This window comes from Haemophilus parainfluenzae (assembly GCF_003252795.1).
In the GTDB taxonomy this organism is placed as follows: Bacteria; Pseudomonadota; Gammaproteobacteria; order Enterobacterales; family Pasteurellaceae; genus Haemophilus_D; species Haemophilus_D parainfluenzae_K.
In genome coordinates, this window is sequence record NZ_QEPQ01000002.1 from 412554 (window position 1) to 427158 (window position 14605).

General features: G+C 39.5%; 16 protein-coding genes. 8 read left to right on the plus strand and 8 right to left on the minus strand.

Annotated features, from left to right (window positions below; genetic code table 11):
* Positions 1-71 precede the first annotated feature (71 nt).
* Entirely contained in the window at positions 72-1070 is a 999-nt protein-coding gene (locus DPV81_RS04560; protein ID WP_111386967.1) for an iron ABC transporter substrate-binding protein, read from the minus strand.
* Positions 1071-1276: 206 nt separating this feature from the next.
* Between DPV81_RS04560 and gshAB the strand changes: the two genes are divergently transcribed.
* From gshAB to DPV81_RS04580, 4 genes are all read left to right on the plus strand, one after another.
* Positions 1277-3550 (plus strand): bifunctional glutamate--cysteine ligase GshA/glutathione synthetase GshB, encoded by a 2274-nt coding sequence (gene gshAB / locus DPV81_RS04565; RefSeq protein WP_111386968.1) that lies wholly within the window; start codon positions 1277-1279, stop codon positions 3548-3550.
* A 98-nt stretch (positions 3551-3648) separates the two neighbouring features.
* Complete coding sequence (locus DPV81_RS04570) at positions 3649-4737, plus strand: PhoH family protein (protein ID WP_070583221.1); 1089 nt, start codon at positions 3649-3651, stop codon at positions 4735-4737.
* 1 nt (position 4738) lies between these two features.
* Positions 4739-5203 carry an rRNA maturation RNase YbeY gene (gene ybeY, locus DPV81_RS04575; protein WP_049374391.1) on the plus strand — a complete coding sequence of 155 codons (465 nt, stop codon included), beginning with the start codon at positions 4739-4741 and terminating at the stop codon, positions 5201-5203.
* Between the two features lie 18 nt (positions 5204-5221).
* The gene (locus DPV81_RS04580; RefSeq protein WP_070583220.1) at positions 5222-6007 is read left to right on the plus strand and encodes a Cof-type HAD-IIB family hydrolase; all 786 of its coding nucleotides are present in this window, start codon (positions 5222-5224) and stop codon (positions 6005-6007) included.
* Between the two features lie 40 nt (positions 6008-6047).
* Here DPV81_RS04580 and hisC read toward each other — a convergent pair whose 3' ends face one another.
* Positions 6048-7151 (minus strand): histidinol-phosphate transaminase, encoded by a 1104-nt coding sequence (hisC, locus tag DPV81_RS04585; RefSeq protein ID WP_111386970.1) that lies wholly within the window; start codon positions 7149-7151, stop codon positions 6048-6050.
* A 64-nt stretch (positions 7152-7215) separates the two neighbouring features.
* The gene (gene serC, locus DPV81_RS04590) at positions 7216-8298 is read right to left on the minus strand and encodes a 3-phosphoserine/phosphohydroxythreonine transaminase (protein WP_111386972.1); all 1083 of its coding nucleotides are present in this window, start codon (positions 8296-8298) and stop codon (positions 7216-7218) included.
* Positions 8299-8476: 178 nt separating this feature from the next.
* On the opposite strand from serC, the gene DPV81_RS04595 reads away from it, so the two are divergent.
* Positions 8477-8827 (plus strand): DUF496 family protein, encoded by a 351-nt coding sequence (locus DPV81_RS04595; protein WP_049362174.1) that lies wholly within the window; start codon positions 8477-8479, stop codon positions 8825-8827.
* Positions 8828-8903: 76 nt separating this feature from the next.
* Here the strand turns inward: DPV81_RS04595 and DPV81_RS04600 are convergent, their stop codons facing one another.
* Both DPV81_RS04600 and rsmC read right to left on the minus strand, forming a co-directional pair.
* A complete protein-coding gene (locus DPV81_RS04600) occupies positions 8904-9401 on the minus strand; it encodes a YbhB/YbcL family Raf kinase inhibitor-like protein (protein ID WP_111386973.1) in 498 nt (165 codons plus the stop codon).
* A gap of 10 nt (positions 9402-9411) precedes the next feature.
* Positions 9412-10404: a 16S rRNA (guanine(1207)-N(2))-methyltransferase RsmC gene (gene rsmC, locus DPV81_RS04605; protein ID WP_111386975.1), complete on the minus strand. Its 993-nt coding sequence runs from the start codon at positions 10402-10404 to the stop codon at positions 9412-9414.
* An 87-nt stretch (positions 10405-10491) separates the two neighbouring features.
* On the opposite strand from rsmC, the gene DPV81_RS04610 reads away from it, so the two are divergent.
* Genes DPV81_RS04610 through rimI form a run of 3 tightly spaced genes read left to right on the plus strand, consistent with a single transcriptional unit; the run spans position 10492 to position 11936 of the window.
* Complete coding sequence (locus DPV81_RS04610) at positions 10492-11082, plus strand: hypothetical protein (RefSeq protein ID WP_111386977.1); 591 nt, start codon at positions 10492-10494, stop codon at positions 11080-11082.
* Positions 11083-11085: 3 nt separating this feature from the next.
* Positions 11086-11490, plus strand: a complete 405-nt coding sequence (locus DPV81_RS04615) for a DNA polymerase III subunit psi (RefSeq protein WP_111386978.1) — start codon at positions 11086-11088, stop codon at positions 11488-11490.
* Between the two features lie 5 nt (positions 11491-11495).
* Positions 11496-11936, plus strand: a complete 441-nt coding sequence (gene rimI / locus DPV81_RS04620; protein ID WP_111387039.1) for a ribosomal protein S18-alanine N-acetyltransferase — start codon at positions 11496-11498, stop codon at positions 11934-11936.
* A 55-nt stretch (positions 11937-11991) separates the two neighbouring features.
* Here the strand turns inward: rimI and fdhE are convergent, their stop codons facing one another.
* The 3 genes from fdhE to fdxH are packed head-to-tail and all read right to left on the minus strand — an operon-like array spanning position 11992 to position 14605.
* A complete protein-coding gene (gene fdhE, locus DPV81_RS04625) occupies positions 11992-12900 on the minus strand; it encodes a formate dehydrogenase accessory protein FdhE (RefSeq protein ID WP_111386980.1) in 909 nt (302 codons plus the stop codon).
* A 60-nt stretch (positions 12901-12960) separates the two neighbouring features.
* Positions 12961-13677, minus strand: a complete 717-nt coding sequence (locus DPV81_RS04630) for a formate dehydrogenase subunit gamma (protein ID WP_049365400.1) — start codon at positions 13675-13677, stop codon at positions 12961-12963.
* Complete coding sequence (fdxH, locus tag DPV81_RS04635; protein ID WP_005697790.1) at positions 13670-14605, minus strand: formate dehydrogenase subunit beta; 936 nt, start codon at positions 14603-14605, stop codon at positions 13670-13672. Before fdxH ends, DPV81_RS04630 begins: the two co-directional genes overlap by 8 nt.

A 14605-nucleotide genomic window follows, 5' to 3' on the forward strand; every position in this document is an offset into this window, starting at 1 on the left:
AGTGTAGAGTAAGTAGAGTAAATAACAGAAGGGCGTGTATGACACGCCCTATATTGCATAGCAAATTAAACTTATTTCAAACCAGCTTCTTCAATAAGTTTATTTGCGTTGTCTTTGTCTTCAGCGGTGGTTGCTGAAACAACTGGCGCTTCTAATTTTGCATAAGGTTCCATGTTAAATGGAGAAACCACATCGGTACGAAGTGGGTATTCTGCACGTACTGAAACAAATGCTTCTTGTCCTTCTTTACTTGCTAAGAAATCAACGAATTTTTTCGCTTCTTCTTTATTTTTAGAGCCTTTTAATACAGCCGCACCAGAATAAGTCACTAATGCACCAGGATCTTGATGACGAATAAAGTAAAGGCGTGTTTTGAGGTTATCAGCACCTTTTTCTTTTGCAAGTGTATACCAGTAATAGTTGTTGATTAAGGCTGCTGGTACTTCACCATTTTCAACCGCTTGAAGAGCAACGCTGTTTTTCGCATAAAGTTTACCGTTTTCTTTTAAGCCTTTTAACCATTTAAGAGCGGCATCTTTACCTTTTAATTTGGTAATCGCAACAACTTGCTCTAAGAATGCGCCTGAAGTTGGAACGTAACCAATTTTATCTTTCCATTTTGGTGTTGCATAATCTAACACGGATTTTTCCATGTCTTTTTCAGATAATTTAGTGTGATCGTAAACCACAACACGAGAACGACCGCTTAATGCGACCCAGTCTTTTTTCGGTGCAAGAGGAACGCCCTTGTGTGCAGTTTGTTTAATAGTATCTGCAGAAAGCGGTTCTAATAAGCCTGCATCAGACAGGGCAGCGAAAGGTGCAGTTTGTTCAGAAAAGAATACGTCAGCAGGGGTTTTATCGCCCTCTTCTTTTAATTGACCTGCAAGTTGATCACTTTTAGCACTGTTTAAGGTCACTTTAATGCCCGTTGCTTTTGTAAATGCATCAGCAACAGCTTGAGAACCTTCTTTGTGCTGTCCATTGTAAACAGTAATATCTGCAGAAGCGAATCCTGCAAACGCCATTAAGCCAGTTAGTGCGGCAATTTGGAAGTGCTTAATTTTCATGAAAACTCCTTTATGTTATCGGGCAAATCGCCCATTTTCTGAAAATAAAATTCGTCCCATTCTAATATATTTAAAAGAGATAATGCAAATAATTCTCAGATGTTTTTCTCTTATATCAAAATTTCATATCCCATTCTATTTTTTTACTTCGTCCTATGTTGATTTTTCTCCATAATGTCTAGTAGAAATTTCTAATAAGGACGGATATGAATATTCAGCAAATCATTAAACAACATCATTTAGAGCTCTTATTCCAGCAAGGGTCGTTTGGGATTGAAAAGGAAAGTCAACGGGTATATGCAGATGGTTCAATTGTGACGTCACCGCATCCTAAAGCTTTTGGTAATCGTCGTTTTCACCCTTATATTCAAACTGATTTTGCAGAAAGTCAGTTGGAATTGGTAACCCCTCCGATGAAAAAATTAGAGGATACATTACGTTGGCTTTCAGCCATTCATGAAGTGACTTTGCGAACTTTACCGGAGGATGAATTTATTTTTCCTTTTAGTATGCCTGCAGGGTTACCACCAGAAGAGCAAATTAAGGTTGCACAATTAGATAATCAGGAAGATGTGGCTTATCGGGAGCATTTAGTCCAGTCTTACGGTAAATATAAGCAAATGGTCAGTGGTATTCATTACAATTTTCAAATTGACCCTAAGTTTATTGATGCCTTATTTCATGCACAAAATGAAACACAAAGTGCGGTTGATTTTCGAAATAATTTTTACCTAAAAATAGCCAAAAACTTCTTACGCTATCAATGGATTCTGCTTTATCTGTTTTCTGCGACACCGACGGTAGAGGAAAAATATTTCAGAGGTCATTCACCACTTAAATCGCATCAATATGTTCGCAGTTTACGTTCAGGGAAATATGGTTATGTGAATGATCCGAAGATCCACGTTTCTTATGACAGTTTGCAAGAGTATGTTGAGACGCTAGAACACTGGGTGAAATCGGGTGATTTGATTGCGGAAAAAGAGTTTTACTCGAGTGTACGTTTGCGAGGTGCTAAAAAAGCGCGAGATTTACTTGAAAAAGGAATTCAATATTTAGAATTTCGTTTGTTTGATCTCAATCCGTTTGCACCTTATGGAATGGAACTCGCTGACGCGAAATTCATTCATTATTTTATTTTGTTAATGGCATGGCTTGACGATACTGCTGATCAAGAGGGCATAAAATTAGGTAAAGCACGTCTTGCTGAAGTGGCATGGGAAGACCCAAGACAGCAAAGTGCTTATGCGGTAGAAGGGGAATTAGTCCTCCTTGAAATGCTCAAAATGCTTGAGCAACTCAATGTGAGTGATGAGATTAAAACGATTGTTAAAGACAAATTAGGACAATTTGCGGATCCAAGCCAAACGCTTTGTGCAAAAGTAGTCGCGGCAATTGAACAGGTCGACAGTTACCAACAATTAGGGGCGGATATCGCGCAATCCAATAAAGCAAAAGCCTTTGAACGTTTTTATGCATTAACTGCGTTTGATAATATGGAACTGTCCACACAAGCGTTATTGTTTGATGCAATCCAAAAAGGGCTAAAGATTGAGATTTTAGATGAACGCGATCAATTTATCAGTCTTCAATTTGGCGACCATTTGGAATATGTGAAAAACGGTAATATGACTTCTCACGATAGCTATATTTCTCCACTCATCATGGAAAATAAAGTAGTGACGAAGAAAGTGTTAGCGAAAGCCGGATTTAATGTACCGCAAAGCCTTGAGTTTACCGATGTGAAAAGTGCGGTCGAAAATTTCCCACTTTTTGAGAATCGAGCTGTCGTGATTAAGCCAAAATCAACGAATTTTGGTTTAGGGATCAGTATTTTCCAACAAGGTGTAACGGATAGAGATGATTTTGCAAAAGCAGTAGAGATTGCTTTCCGCGAAGATAAAGAGATCATGGTTGAAGATTATCTACTTGGCACTGAATATCGTTTCTTTGTGCTGGGGGATCAAACGTTAGCCGTCTTATTACGTGTTCCAGCAAATGTAATTGGAGATGGCGTACATACCGTTGCTGAATTAGTTGCCGCTAAAAATGATCATCCTTTACGGGGCGATGGCAGTCGTACACCATTGAAAAAAATAGCATTGGGGGATATTGAGCAGTTGCAGCTTAAGGAACAAGGATTAACCGTGAATTCTATTCCTGCAAAAGATCAACTTGTTCAATTACGTGCGAATTCTAATATTAGTACCGGCGGCGATTCTATTGACATGACGGATGAAATGCATGCCAGTTACAAAGAGATTGCGGTAGGGATTAGCAAGGCAATGGGGGCGGCAGTTTGTGGTGTAGATTTAATTATTCCTGATTTGAAACAGCCGGCAGAACCGAGTTTACGTTCGTGGGGTGTGATTGAGGCAAACTTTAATCCTATGATGATGATGCATATTTTCCCATTTAGTGGACAATCTCGACGATTGACAATGAATGTGATTAAGATGCTTTTCCCTGAATTGCCTTAATTTAGTTATCGGGCTTCATCAGTTGGTGAAGCCCGTTTTACATTCATCCTAATTAGGCTAAAATGGAGACAGTATTCACAATTCTAAAATGAAATTTAATGACAACTTTTACCTTAGAACCTCAAGAAAATGATCGTCTGCAATCCCTTTGCGGTGCATTCGATGAAAATATCAAACTGATTGAAAAAGAATTTAACCTCAATATTTTCCGCAATAATTTTACTTTCACGGTGAAATCTAACGATGAAAGTCCGAAACCACATCATGAGCAATTAATTGAGCGTGCGGCTAAATTAATCCAGGCATTATATGTAGAGACAGCACCAATTAAGGGGAAAGTGAAAGAACTTGATTTGGAAGATGTGCATATTGCCTTGCAAGAGAGCAGAATGTTATCGCAAGAAGGCAGTGAGTCACACAGTAAAAATCACGTCTATAGCACCACAATTAGAACCAAGCGAGGTTTGATTAAACCGCGTGGTGAAAATCAAATTCAGTATTTACATAATATTCTTACGCACGATATTAGTTTTGGGATTGGACCCGCTGGCACAGGGAAAACCTTTTTAGCCGTAGCAGCGGCTGTTGAGGCATTAGAACGTCAAGAAATTCGTCGCATTTTGCTGACTCGTCCTGCGGTGGAAGCGGGCGAAAAATTAGGTTTCTTGCCGGGTGATTTAGGCCAAAAAATTGAACCTTATTTACGACCACTTTATGATGCGTTATTTGAAATGCTTGGCTTTGAACGTGTACAAAAATTAATGGAGCGTAATGTGATTGAAATCGCACCATTGGCTTATATGCGTGGTCGCACACTCAATGACAGTTTTATCATTCTAGATGAAAGCCAAAATACGACGGTCGAACAAATGAAAATGTTTTTGACTCGTATTGGTTTTAATTCCAAAGCCGTGATTACAGGGGATGTGACTCAAATCGATTTACCACGTAGTACAAAATCAGGTTTACGCCACGCCATGGAAGTGTTAAGCAAAGTGTCGGAATTAAGCTTTAACTACTTTGAAAGTAAAGATATTGTGCGGCATCCTGTGGTAGCAAAAGTGGTGCAAGCTTACGAAGAATGGGAAGCCCAAGATGAAATCCGCCGTCAAGAAATTGCAGCGCAGCGTCGAGCTGAACGTGAGCAAAAAGTGCGGTCAGAAAATGAAACGAATTTAGGAGAATAACATGGGCAATATGATTATCGATTTGCAACTGGCCTGTGAAAATACAGAAGGCTTGCCATCAGAAGCGCAAATTCTGCAATGGGCAACCGCTGCAGTGCAACCAGAAAGTGATAATGTGGAAATGACGGTGCGCATTGTGGATGAAGCGGAAAGCCATGACTTGAATTTGACTTATCGTGGAAAAGATCGTCCAACCAATGTGTTGTCTTTCCCTTTTGAATGCCCTGATGAAGTGGAGTTGCCATTGTTGGGCGATTTGGTGATTTGCCGTCAAGTGGTGGAGCGTGAAGCTATCGAGCAAGAAAAGCCTTTAATGGCACATTGGGCGCATATGATTGTGCATGGCAGCTTACATTTGTTGGGGTACGATCACATTGAAGATGATGAAGCCGAAGAAATGGAAAGTTTAGAAACTGAAATTATGCAGGGTTTGGGCTTTGCCGATCCTTACCTTTCCGAAAAATAATAACTATTTGGAGCAATTATGTATAAAGCCGTATTCAGTGATTTTGATGGTACCTTATTAACGTCGGATCATCGAATTTCGCCTAAAACCTTAGATGCACTTCAACGCATTACAAAACAAGGTATTCCATTTACACCAATCTCTGCTCGTTCGCCGCTTGGTATTTGGCCTTATGCGAAACTTATTGAAAATTACAACATCATTGTGGCATTCAGTGGTGCCTTGATTTTAGATAAAAACGCTACGCCTATTTATTCGGTACAAATTGATTCTGCTGATATCCAAGCCATTAACCAAGTATTAGCAGATCATCCTGCGTTAGGTGTCAATTATTATACCTATGATGATTGCGTCGCTCGCGATTTGGATAATAAATGGGTGATTTATGAACGTAGCGTGACAGGCATTCAGATTGATCCTTATGATGAAAGTGCGGTCTATTCTCCACATAAAATTCAAATCATTGGTGAAACAGATGAAGTGATTGCTATTGAGCAAATCTTGAAAGAGAAATTCCCGCATTTAAGTATTTGCCGTTCTCATGCGAATTTCCTTGAAGTGATGCATAAATCCGCGACAAAAGGTAACGCGGTACGTTTTCTTGAAGATTATTTTCATGTGAAGATGGAAGAATGTGTCGCTTTCGGTGATAACTTTAACGATTTAGATATGTTAGAAAGCGTGGGATTAGGCGTGGCAATGGGCAATGCTCCCGATGAGATTAAAAAAGCCGCCAATCGCGTCACCGCTTCGCATAATGATGATGGGATTGCATTGATATTGAATGAGATTTTCCCTGAATAAATAAAAAGGCGCTTTCTCGTTAAAAGAAAGCGCCTTATTTTTATTTTCCTAAATTCAGCACTTTAACGAGTGCAGTAAAAAATTTGTCATTTTCTTGTGGTAAGCCAATACTGATACGTAAGTGATTTGGCATGCCATAGCCTGCAATTGGGCGAACAATGACGCCTTCACGTAATAATGCATCATAAATTGGTGCGGCTGGTTGTTTAAAATCAATGGTAATAAAGTTACCTTTAGATGGAATAAAGTCTAAACCATATTGTTGGCAGAAGGCCTCATAACGTTTCATTTCTTGGCGATTGTTCTCCGCCACTTTTTCGACAAAGGCATCATCGTTCATCACCGCAATCGCACTGGTTAAAGCAAGGCTATTACAGTTAAACGGTTGACGAACACGGTTTAATAAGTCTGCGATTTCAGGATTAGAGACTGCGTAACCAATGCGTAAACCCGCCAATCCATAAGCTTTTGATAGGGAGCGAGAAACGATAAGGTTTGGGTATTTTTCCAGTAACGCAAAAGAATTAACCCGTTCGCTTGGATGGGTAAATTCAGTATAAGCTTCATCTAATACCACAATCACATTTTCAGGTACTTTTGCCAAGAAAGCATCCAATTCTGCTTCCGTTAAGAAATTCCCCGTTGGATTGTTTGGATTGGCAATAAAAATCAGCTTGGTTTTATCTGAAAGTGCGGTCAAAAATCCGTTTAAATCGTGTCCCCAATCTTTAGCAGGAATTTCTTTTGCAACGGCGTTAATGGCTTTGGTCACTAAAGGGTAAACAATAAAGGCGTATTGTGAATAAATCACTTCATCATGCTCACCAGCAAAGGTATGAGCAAAGAGCTCTAATAAATCGTTAGAACCATTGCCAAGGGTGATTTGGTTTGGTTGCACACCAAATTTCTTCGCAATAGCCGCTTTAAGTTCAAAACCATTCGCATCAGGGTAGCGAGTTAAATAATCAAGTTGGGCTTGAATGGCTTTTTTCGCACTTTCAGGAAAGCCGAAAGGGTTTTCATTTGAGGCCAGTTTAACGATATCAGTAATGCCTAATTCACGTTCAAGTTCTTCGATGGGTTTTCCGGCTTGGTAAGGTGAAAGAGATTTTACGCCTTGATTGGCAACGTTGATGTATTGCATATGCTTTCCTTATAAAGACGAGCGGGCCTTTCAGCCCGCACGTTGAGTTTAATTAACCAGATAATTAGCTGTTTTCAGCTTCAAATTTTCTCATGAATTCAATGAGCGCTTGTACACCTTCTAATGGCATTGCATTGTAGATAGATGCACGCATACCACCTAACACTTTGTGACCTTTTAAGGCTTGAAGGCCAGCAGCTGTCGATTCTGCAACAAATTTAGCATCAAGTTCAGGGTTGCCTGTCACAAATGTGACATTCATGGTTGAGCGGTTTTCTTTAGCTACCACGTTACGATAGAGTTTGCTGCTATCAATGTAGTCATAAAGAGTTTGCGCTTTCACTGCGTTACGTTTGGCAATTTCTTTTAAGCCGCCAATTGCTTGAATGTGTTTGAAGACCAATGAACAGAGATACCAAGCAAATGTTGGCGGGGTATTGATCATAGAATCAGCATCACGTTGTGTGGCGTAATTCCAAATTGATGGTGTTGCTTGGCGAGCATGACCAATTAAATCATCGCGAATAATTACAAGTGTAATCCCTGCTGGACCAAGATTTTTTTGTGCACCAGCGTAAATGACACCAAATTTGCTAATATCAATTTCGCGAGAGAGCACATTAGATGACATATCGGCTACAAGTACCGCATTGCCCACATTCGGTACACCAAAAATTTCAACACCGCTGATGGTTTCATTTGGGCAATAGTGAACGTAATCGTATTGTTCCGCAATGTCGCTGAAATCAAGGTTGGTAATGCGTGTGTGCTCACCATTTTCCACAATGGTAATTTCATCAATTTCAGCAAAGTTACGCGCTTCTTTTGCTGCGGTTGCAGACCAGTGACCGCTATTTAAGTAAAGTGCTTTACCTTTCTCACCAATTAGGTTCATCGGTAATGCTGCAAATTGACCACGTGCACCACCTTGTAGGAATAACACGCGATAATTATCTGGAATGTTATACACTTCACGCAGATCTTTTTCTGCTTGGGTAATCAATTCCATAAAATATTTGCCACGGTGGCTGACTTCCATCACAGACACACCTTGACCAAGCCAGTTAGTTAGCTCAGCTTGTGCTTTGTGTAGTACCTCAGGGAAAATCATGGCTGGACCAGCACTAAAATTAAAGACTTTTGACATTGTGTTTCCTTATTTTATTTTGAATAGATTCTTCATTTTTACCACTACCGAATAGGATAATCAACTAAATCAAACAGTTTTTTGATCTAATCCATCAATTTAAATTTAAGCTTTTGACGGGGACGAAAAAAAAGGCTACATTACCCGAAGTTTATTTTTAACTTTGAGAGAGTCGATCATGGGAAATGTAAATAAATCCTTCCAAGAAGTATTAGAGTATGTGCGTTTATATCGTTTAAAAAATAAACTTAAGCGCGACATTGAAGACAACAACCGCAAAATTCGTGATAACCAAAAACGTGTCTTATTATTAGATAACTTAAATCAATATATTCGTGATGATATGAGCATTGAAGATGTTCGTGCGATTATCGAAAATATGCGTGATGACTATGAAGGTCGTGTAGATGATTACAACATTCGCAATGCTGAACTTTCTACTCAACGCCGTGAAACGAGCAATAAGATGAAAGAACAGAAAAAAGCACATGCGAAATTAGTGCAAGACGCGAATAAAATCACGTTATAAAGTCCTAAAAGAAATGACCGCACTTTGTTGAAGTGCGGTCATTTTTTATGGTGTTTTTAGGATGAACTATAAATGATTAAACATCATAAGTGCCCATCACCACGGCTTGATCCAATATATGCCCTTGCATCGCAAAATGTAGATCATTAAAACGGAATCCCGGTTTCAGGTTAAGTTTGGTATCGAGCGCATATACAATAAGCTCGTAACGATGCAAGCAGTTTGGTGGTGCCATACCACCATAGAATGAGGCTTCTTCAATATCAAATTGACCTAATTTACTCGCCCAAGTATTTGCACCTTGTACATAATCTGTTGCGGTTTGGCTTTCATTTTCTTGGATAACGGTACGTTCAAGATCCACAATAAGCCAATGAATCCACACAAAGCCACTTGCCGTAATTGCATCTTTATCTTCTAAGACAACTGCAAAGGATTTAGTGCCTTGAGGGGCATCGTGAATTTCAAATGGAATAGAGTAGGTCGGCATACCATTTGGGCTAAATTGTGAGCCGCGTTTGCCATATTTGTCTTCAAAAGCACCATTTTGAATGGCTGAACTGGTTACAAACATTGTTTTCTCCTTAATTTCTCACGGAATACACTTTAAATTTGGTGGTTTGAGCAAGGACTTCAAACTTACCGAAATGTTGCGCTAATAAATCGGGATAGGGCAGAAATGCATTAGCAACAATACGAAGTTCGCCACCTGCCGTCAAATGCCATTTTGCTTGTTGAATAAGTTCTTTCGCCGCACGATAAGCGGTATCGATTCCATCGTGGAAAGGCGGGTTTGAAATAATCAGATCAAATTTTCCCTCAATATGGGAAAACACATCACTTGCGATAACCTGACCTTCAAGCTGATTTTCTGCCAGTGTTTGACGAGCAGATTGAATAGCCATCGCATGAATATCAGTCATAGTCACATCTGCTTTAGGGTGATGTTTTTTAATCATTGAACCAATGACACCCGCACCACAACCAACGTCTAATACTTTGCCTTGAACAGGTGAGGTTAAAGTGGAAAGCAGAAGTGACGTTCCACTATCAAGTTCATTGGCACTGAATACACCCGGCAAGCTGTAAATACGGAGATCGCCTAATGCATCATTTTGGTAGCATTTCCAATAAGATTGAAGATCAAAGTGCGGTTGTTTTTGTAAGGAAAAATGATATAAACCGCAACGACGCGCTGAGTCAATTTTGCCAATTTCACCATAAGGTTCAAGCAGCTTTTCAGCTGAACGGACGCCACAACGATTTTCACCGATAATCAATACTTCTTGACCAATTTTACTTTTGGCGAGTAGTTGCATCAGCTGAAAATTCACTTCTTGTTTGTTTTTTGTCCAATAATAAATAATCAACTCGGCTTGCGGTTGAAATTCAACCTCAAAATTGACCGCACTTTGGGTTTTAGCATAATCAAAATACCAGCTCCAAATTTGTACGGATTGACAATGTTTTTGCAATATTTGAGGAAAATCATCATTAATGCCACCGGCAAGAAGAATTGATTTACCGTTAAAAAGGGGAAGATGGCGTTGTAAAACTTCGCTTTCGAGAGAAATCACGCTTTAAATCCTGTAGTTTATTAGTTAAAATTACGTGTTATTCTAACAAAAGATAACGATTTAGACGTATTTATTAAGGAATTATTTATGAAAAAAATCATCACTGCAGTGGCAATGGCAAGTTTATTGTCCGGCTGTCAATTAATCGAACAAATTCAAGGTAGCAAACAACAACCTTCAACCTTACCAACTAGCTCAACAGTTGAATTACCTGCGGCACAAGCACAAAGCTTAGATGCACAGTTTGAGCGTATCAAAAAAGGTAACCAAGAAGTCACTTTCAACGGCGAAAAATTCTATAAACAAACGAAAGCTTTTGATAAATCAGAAGATCCGCGTTTCTTAAGTGGCGCGGCTAATATAGATCGTAGCAATCGTAAATTCATTATGAGTGAAACCTATTATCTAAAAGATGTTTCGCATGTTCCTGCATTAACGACAAAATATCTTGATGCAAACAAAAAAGTATGTGAGTTAAAAACAATTGGTAGCGCTTCAGATGTTTACTATGCTTGTGATGGTAAAGATTTCCAACGTTTTATCGCCGTGGTTTATCAAGCGAAAAATATTCTTTCTTTCCGTAGCTTAAAAGCATATCAAGAAAAACCAACCGAAGCGCAAGAACAAGCAATTGTTAAAGGTTTAAGAGATTATCCGCTAGATACTATCGCTCGTTAATCTATGGATAGACGCAATCTTCTTTTAAATGAAATGGGGATAACCCGTTGGCAGCTCTATCGCCCGGAAGTATTACAAGGGGTGGTCGGTGTGAGTGTTTCTGAACAAGTGAAATTTATTGTGGTGGCAAAAGATAATGTATCGAACTCCCCACTTTTTTCAGATGTTCGACTCGCACTCGAGTTAAATAAAGAAGATTGCCTTTGCCTGAATTTCGATCAAATTCAACATATCACATTACAACATTCTGTGCGGTATTGGTTATTAGCTGAAAATGCAGATGAAATCGACCGCACTTTGCCTTATTGCTTAAATGCAGAGCGTGTTTATCGCTCTGTTGATTGGCAACAATTCCAGCAAGATAGTCAAGCTAAGCGTGAGCTTTGGCAACAAATCCAACAAATTTAATCATTATGCCTTCTCTTTTTCCTATTGAAGAATGCGATATGGATCGCTTATATGAAATTGAACAAGCTGCACACCTTGTGCCTTGGTCATTGGGAACATTGAAAAATAATGTCGGAGAGCGTTATCTCAATTTGAAATTAGTGGAGAAGGAGCGAGTGTTTGGTTTTGCTATTTGCCACACGGTATTAGATGAAGCCACATTATTCAATATTGCGATAGATCCAGCTCAACAAGGAAATGGCTACGGCTCGTTTTTATTGCAAGGTTTAATGGATAAGCTGAAAGAGAAAGGCATTCAAACCCTTTGGCTGGAAGTACGTGAATCGAATCCCGCTCGTTTCCTTTATGAAAAGTTGGGATTTAATGAGGTTGATATTCGTAAGAATTATTATCCGAAACCGGATGGTGGACGAGAAAATGCTGTTGTGATGGCATGTTATCTCTAGAATGCAAAAGTGCGGTCAATTTTGACCGCACTTTGTTTATCTGAAAAGTAAGACATTACACTTCTTCTGCTGGGAAGACAAATGGATTTAATCCACTGCGTGCGAAGCCTTTTTCTTCCATTTCAATATCTAAGAAAATAGATGCCAAATCATCCGCTACCGCTTCAACGTTCGGATCTTTTTCTTGGAACATAATTTTTAAGTAGCTTTGGCAATCACCACAGGTTTCAGCACGAATGAGTGCAAGCTCTTCATTTAATGACCACAATTCAAGATTTTTGTGTTCATTGCAGTTAGTACATTGAGCACGCACTAAATTCCATTCGCTTTCACAAAGGCTACAGTGTAAATAACGTAAACCTTGTGATGTGCCGATATGTACAACACTTGCCACTGGTGCAGAACCACAAACAGGGCAGTAATGTAGATTGTCAGTCCCTTCTTGGCGGCTGTTATGAGGAATTTGTTGAGCCAATTGTAACCAATAAAGAGAAAGTGCTGCCCAGATAAAGACAGCTTTATCAGTGCTCACTAAATTAAATTCTTGGCTTAAAAGATGAGTAGCCATCTCTTCAAGCTCTTTATCAGAGGCTTTTTCAAGATTTTCAATGGTAGCAATAACCTGTTCATTCGCTTTTGGTTTAATGCTATGCAAAATTTCTTTGAGATATTCAATCCAAATACTTGAGCGTTTAAATGTTTTAGCATTTAACGGCTCGATTTCATTTAAGTTATCGAATTGCTGTGTTTCTAATGGATTTTTTTCAAATACGTTTAATTGGCTTTCCACAACATCTGCAGCAAAGAGTAAATAATCAGCCAGTGGATGATCTTTTGCTAATTCTCTTAAACGTTTTGCACGACGTTGATAAAGATTTTTAGGGTTAGCAAACAAAACAGGTGGAATATCGTATGAATTCTTTTTTTGTTTGATTTCGTCTGCAGATAAGATTTTGATACTCATAATAGTCTCTTAAGTATTGATAAGAAAAAGTGCGGTCAATTTTAACCGCACTTTTTGATTTTAGCCATTGATACCTTTGAACAATGCTTTGGTTTTTACTTTTTTACCTTCAGCTTCATTTTCAAGGTCTTCTTCTAGCTTAGGAAGTACTTCATCTCGATACCATTTCGGGTGGTGTTTTTTCGCCCAGCGAACGGTTACCCAACCTTCTACGATACCGCGAATAGATCCTTTAATCCAGAATGCCATGTACATGTGTACCAAAATACCGGTGAACAACATGAATGCACTTAAAGAGTGAAGGAAAATCGCAAAACGCAATACCGGAATAGAGAAGTAGTGCGAGAAATATTGACGCCACATAATGATACCGGTTACAAGTAAAGTGACCATCGCCAAGTTTAATGTCCAGAATAACATTTTTTGACCAAGGTTATACTTGCCGTTATCTGCAACAGCGTGCTCATTCCCTTTTAATACTTCAACGATGCCTTTTAACCAACGAATATCGTTTTTCTCTGGAATGTTGTGATCCCAGTAAAGATAGCCGAGGAAAATAAAGGCAACGAACATAATGATACCGGTGAACGGGTGAATTGCTCGAGCCAGTTGCGGAGTACCTAAAATCTCAGTTAACCACGCAAAATCTGGGAAGAAGAATGCCACACCAGTGAACATTGTCATAAAGAAGCAGATTACGAGTAACCAGTGGCTAAAACGAGCAGGCGTTCTATGACGAATGATTCGAGTATCATTGCTAATCTCAATCTTACTCATCTTTGCCCCCTTTTTTATCTTCTTCTTCAAATTCATGGTGATGATCTTCTACGTCTTCTTCAACGTTTGGACCCACAGCTAAGTAGTGAGCGATTTCAGCAAGTGCTAGACCACCCATTGCTACAGCCGCTACTGGTTTCAAGACATCTTTCCAAAGGGTGACGGTGAGGTCAACTTTTGGATCTTTTGGAAGACCAGAATAAAGCTCAGGTTTATCTGCATGGTGTAATACATACATTACGTGTGTACCACCTACGCCTTCAGGGTCGTAGATACCCGCATTTTCGTAACCACGTGCTTTTAAGTCAGCAACACGTTGTTCTGCGTAGAGTTTCATCTCTTCTTTAGAACCGAAACGAATTGCACCGGTTGGACAGGTTTTCACGCAAGCCGGTTCTTGGCCCACAGATACACGATCCACACAAAGGGTACATTTGTACACACGGTTGTCTTCTGGGTTCATACGTGGAATGTTGAACGGACAACCTGCGATACAGTAACCACAACCGATACATTTATCAGATTGGAAATCCACGATACCGTTCGCATATTGGATAATTGCGCCTGGTGCAGGACAAGCTTTTAAACAGCCAGGTTCTGAACAGTGCATACAACCATCTTTACGGATTAACCATTCTAAACGATCATTTTCTTCAACTTCGTTAAAGCGCATTACCGTCCATGCTTTTGCATTGAGATCTACTGGGTTATCGTAAATTCCCACACACTGAGCATTAACATCAGAACGGATGTCATTCCACTCTGAACAGCCCACCTGACAGGCTTTACAACCGATACAGGTGGATACGTCGATTAATTTTGCAACTTCAACTTTATGATCACGCGCTTGAGGTGCTGGCGTTAAACCAGACGTAGCGGAGACCTTGATAATGTCTTGCGATTGAACGCCTTGACCACTTCCTGCCAT

Excerpts from the sequence above, each read along its gene's own strand:
- gshAB (WP_111386968.1), top strand. The coding sequence starts at position 1,277 with ATGAATATTCAGCAAATCATTAAACAACATCATTTAGAGCTCTTATTC.
- fdxH (WP_005697790.1), bottom strand. The coding sequence starts at position 14,605 with ATGGCAGGAAGTGGTCAAGGCGTTCAATCGCAAGACATTATCAAGGTC.
- serC (WP_111386972.1), bottom strand. The coding sequence starts at position 8,298 with ATGTCAAAAGTCTTTAATTTTAGTGCTGGTCCAGCCATGATTTTCCCT.
- DPV81_RS04630 (WP_049365400.1), bottom strand. The coding sequence starts at position 13,677 with ATGAGTAAGATTGAGATTAGCAATGATACTCGAATCATTCGTCATAGA.
- DPV81_RS04595 (WP_049362174.1), top strand. The coding sequence starts at position 8,477 with ATGGGAAATGTAAATAAATCCTTCCAAGAAGTATTAGAGTATGTGCGT.
- DPV81_RS04570 (WP_070583221.1), top strand. The coding sequence starts at position 3,649 with ATGACAACTTTTACCTTAGAACCTCAAGAAAATGATCGTCTGCAATCC.
- DPV81_RS04615 (WP_111386978.1), top strand. The coding sequence starts at position 11,086 with ATGGATAGACGCAATCTTCTTTTAAATGAAATGGGGATAACCCGTTGG.
- fdhE (WP_111386980.1), bottom strand. The coding sequence starts at position 12,900 with ATGAGTATCAAAATCTTATCTGCAGACGAAATCAAACAAAAAAAGAAT.
- hisC (WP_111386970.1), bottom strand. The coding sequence starts at position 7,151 with ATGCAATACATCAACGTTGCCAATCAAGGCGTAAAATCTCTTTCACCT.
- ybeY (WP_049374391.1), top strand. The coding sequence starts at position 4,739 with ATGGGCAATATGATTATCGATTTGCAACTGGCCTGTGAAAATACAGAA.
- DPV81_RS04580 (WP_070583220.1), top strand. The coding sequence starts at position 5,222 with ATGTATAAAGCCGTATTCAGTGATTTTGATGGTACCTTATTAACGTCG.
- DPV81_RS04610 (WP_111386977.1), top strand. The coding sequence starts at position 10,492 with ATGAAAAAAATCATCACTGCAGTGGCAATGGCAAGTTTATTGTCCGGC.
- DPV81_RS04560 (WP_111386967.1), bottom strand. The coding sequence starts at position 1,070 with ATGAAAATTAAGCACTTCCAAATTGCCGCACTAACTGGCTTAATGGCG.
- DPV81_RS04600 (WP_111386973.1), bottom strand. The coding sequence starts at position 9,401 with ATGTTTGTAACCAGTTCAGCCATTCAAAATGGTGCTTTTGAAGACAAA.
- rimI (WP_111387039.1), top strand. The coding sequence starts at position 11,496 with ATGCCTTCTCTTTTTCCTATTGAAGAATGCGATATGGATCGCTTATAT.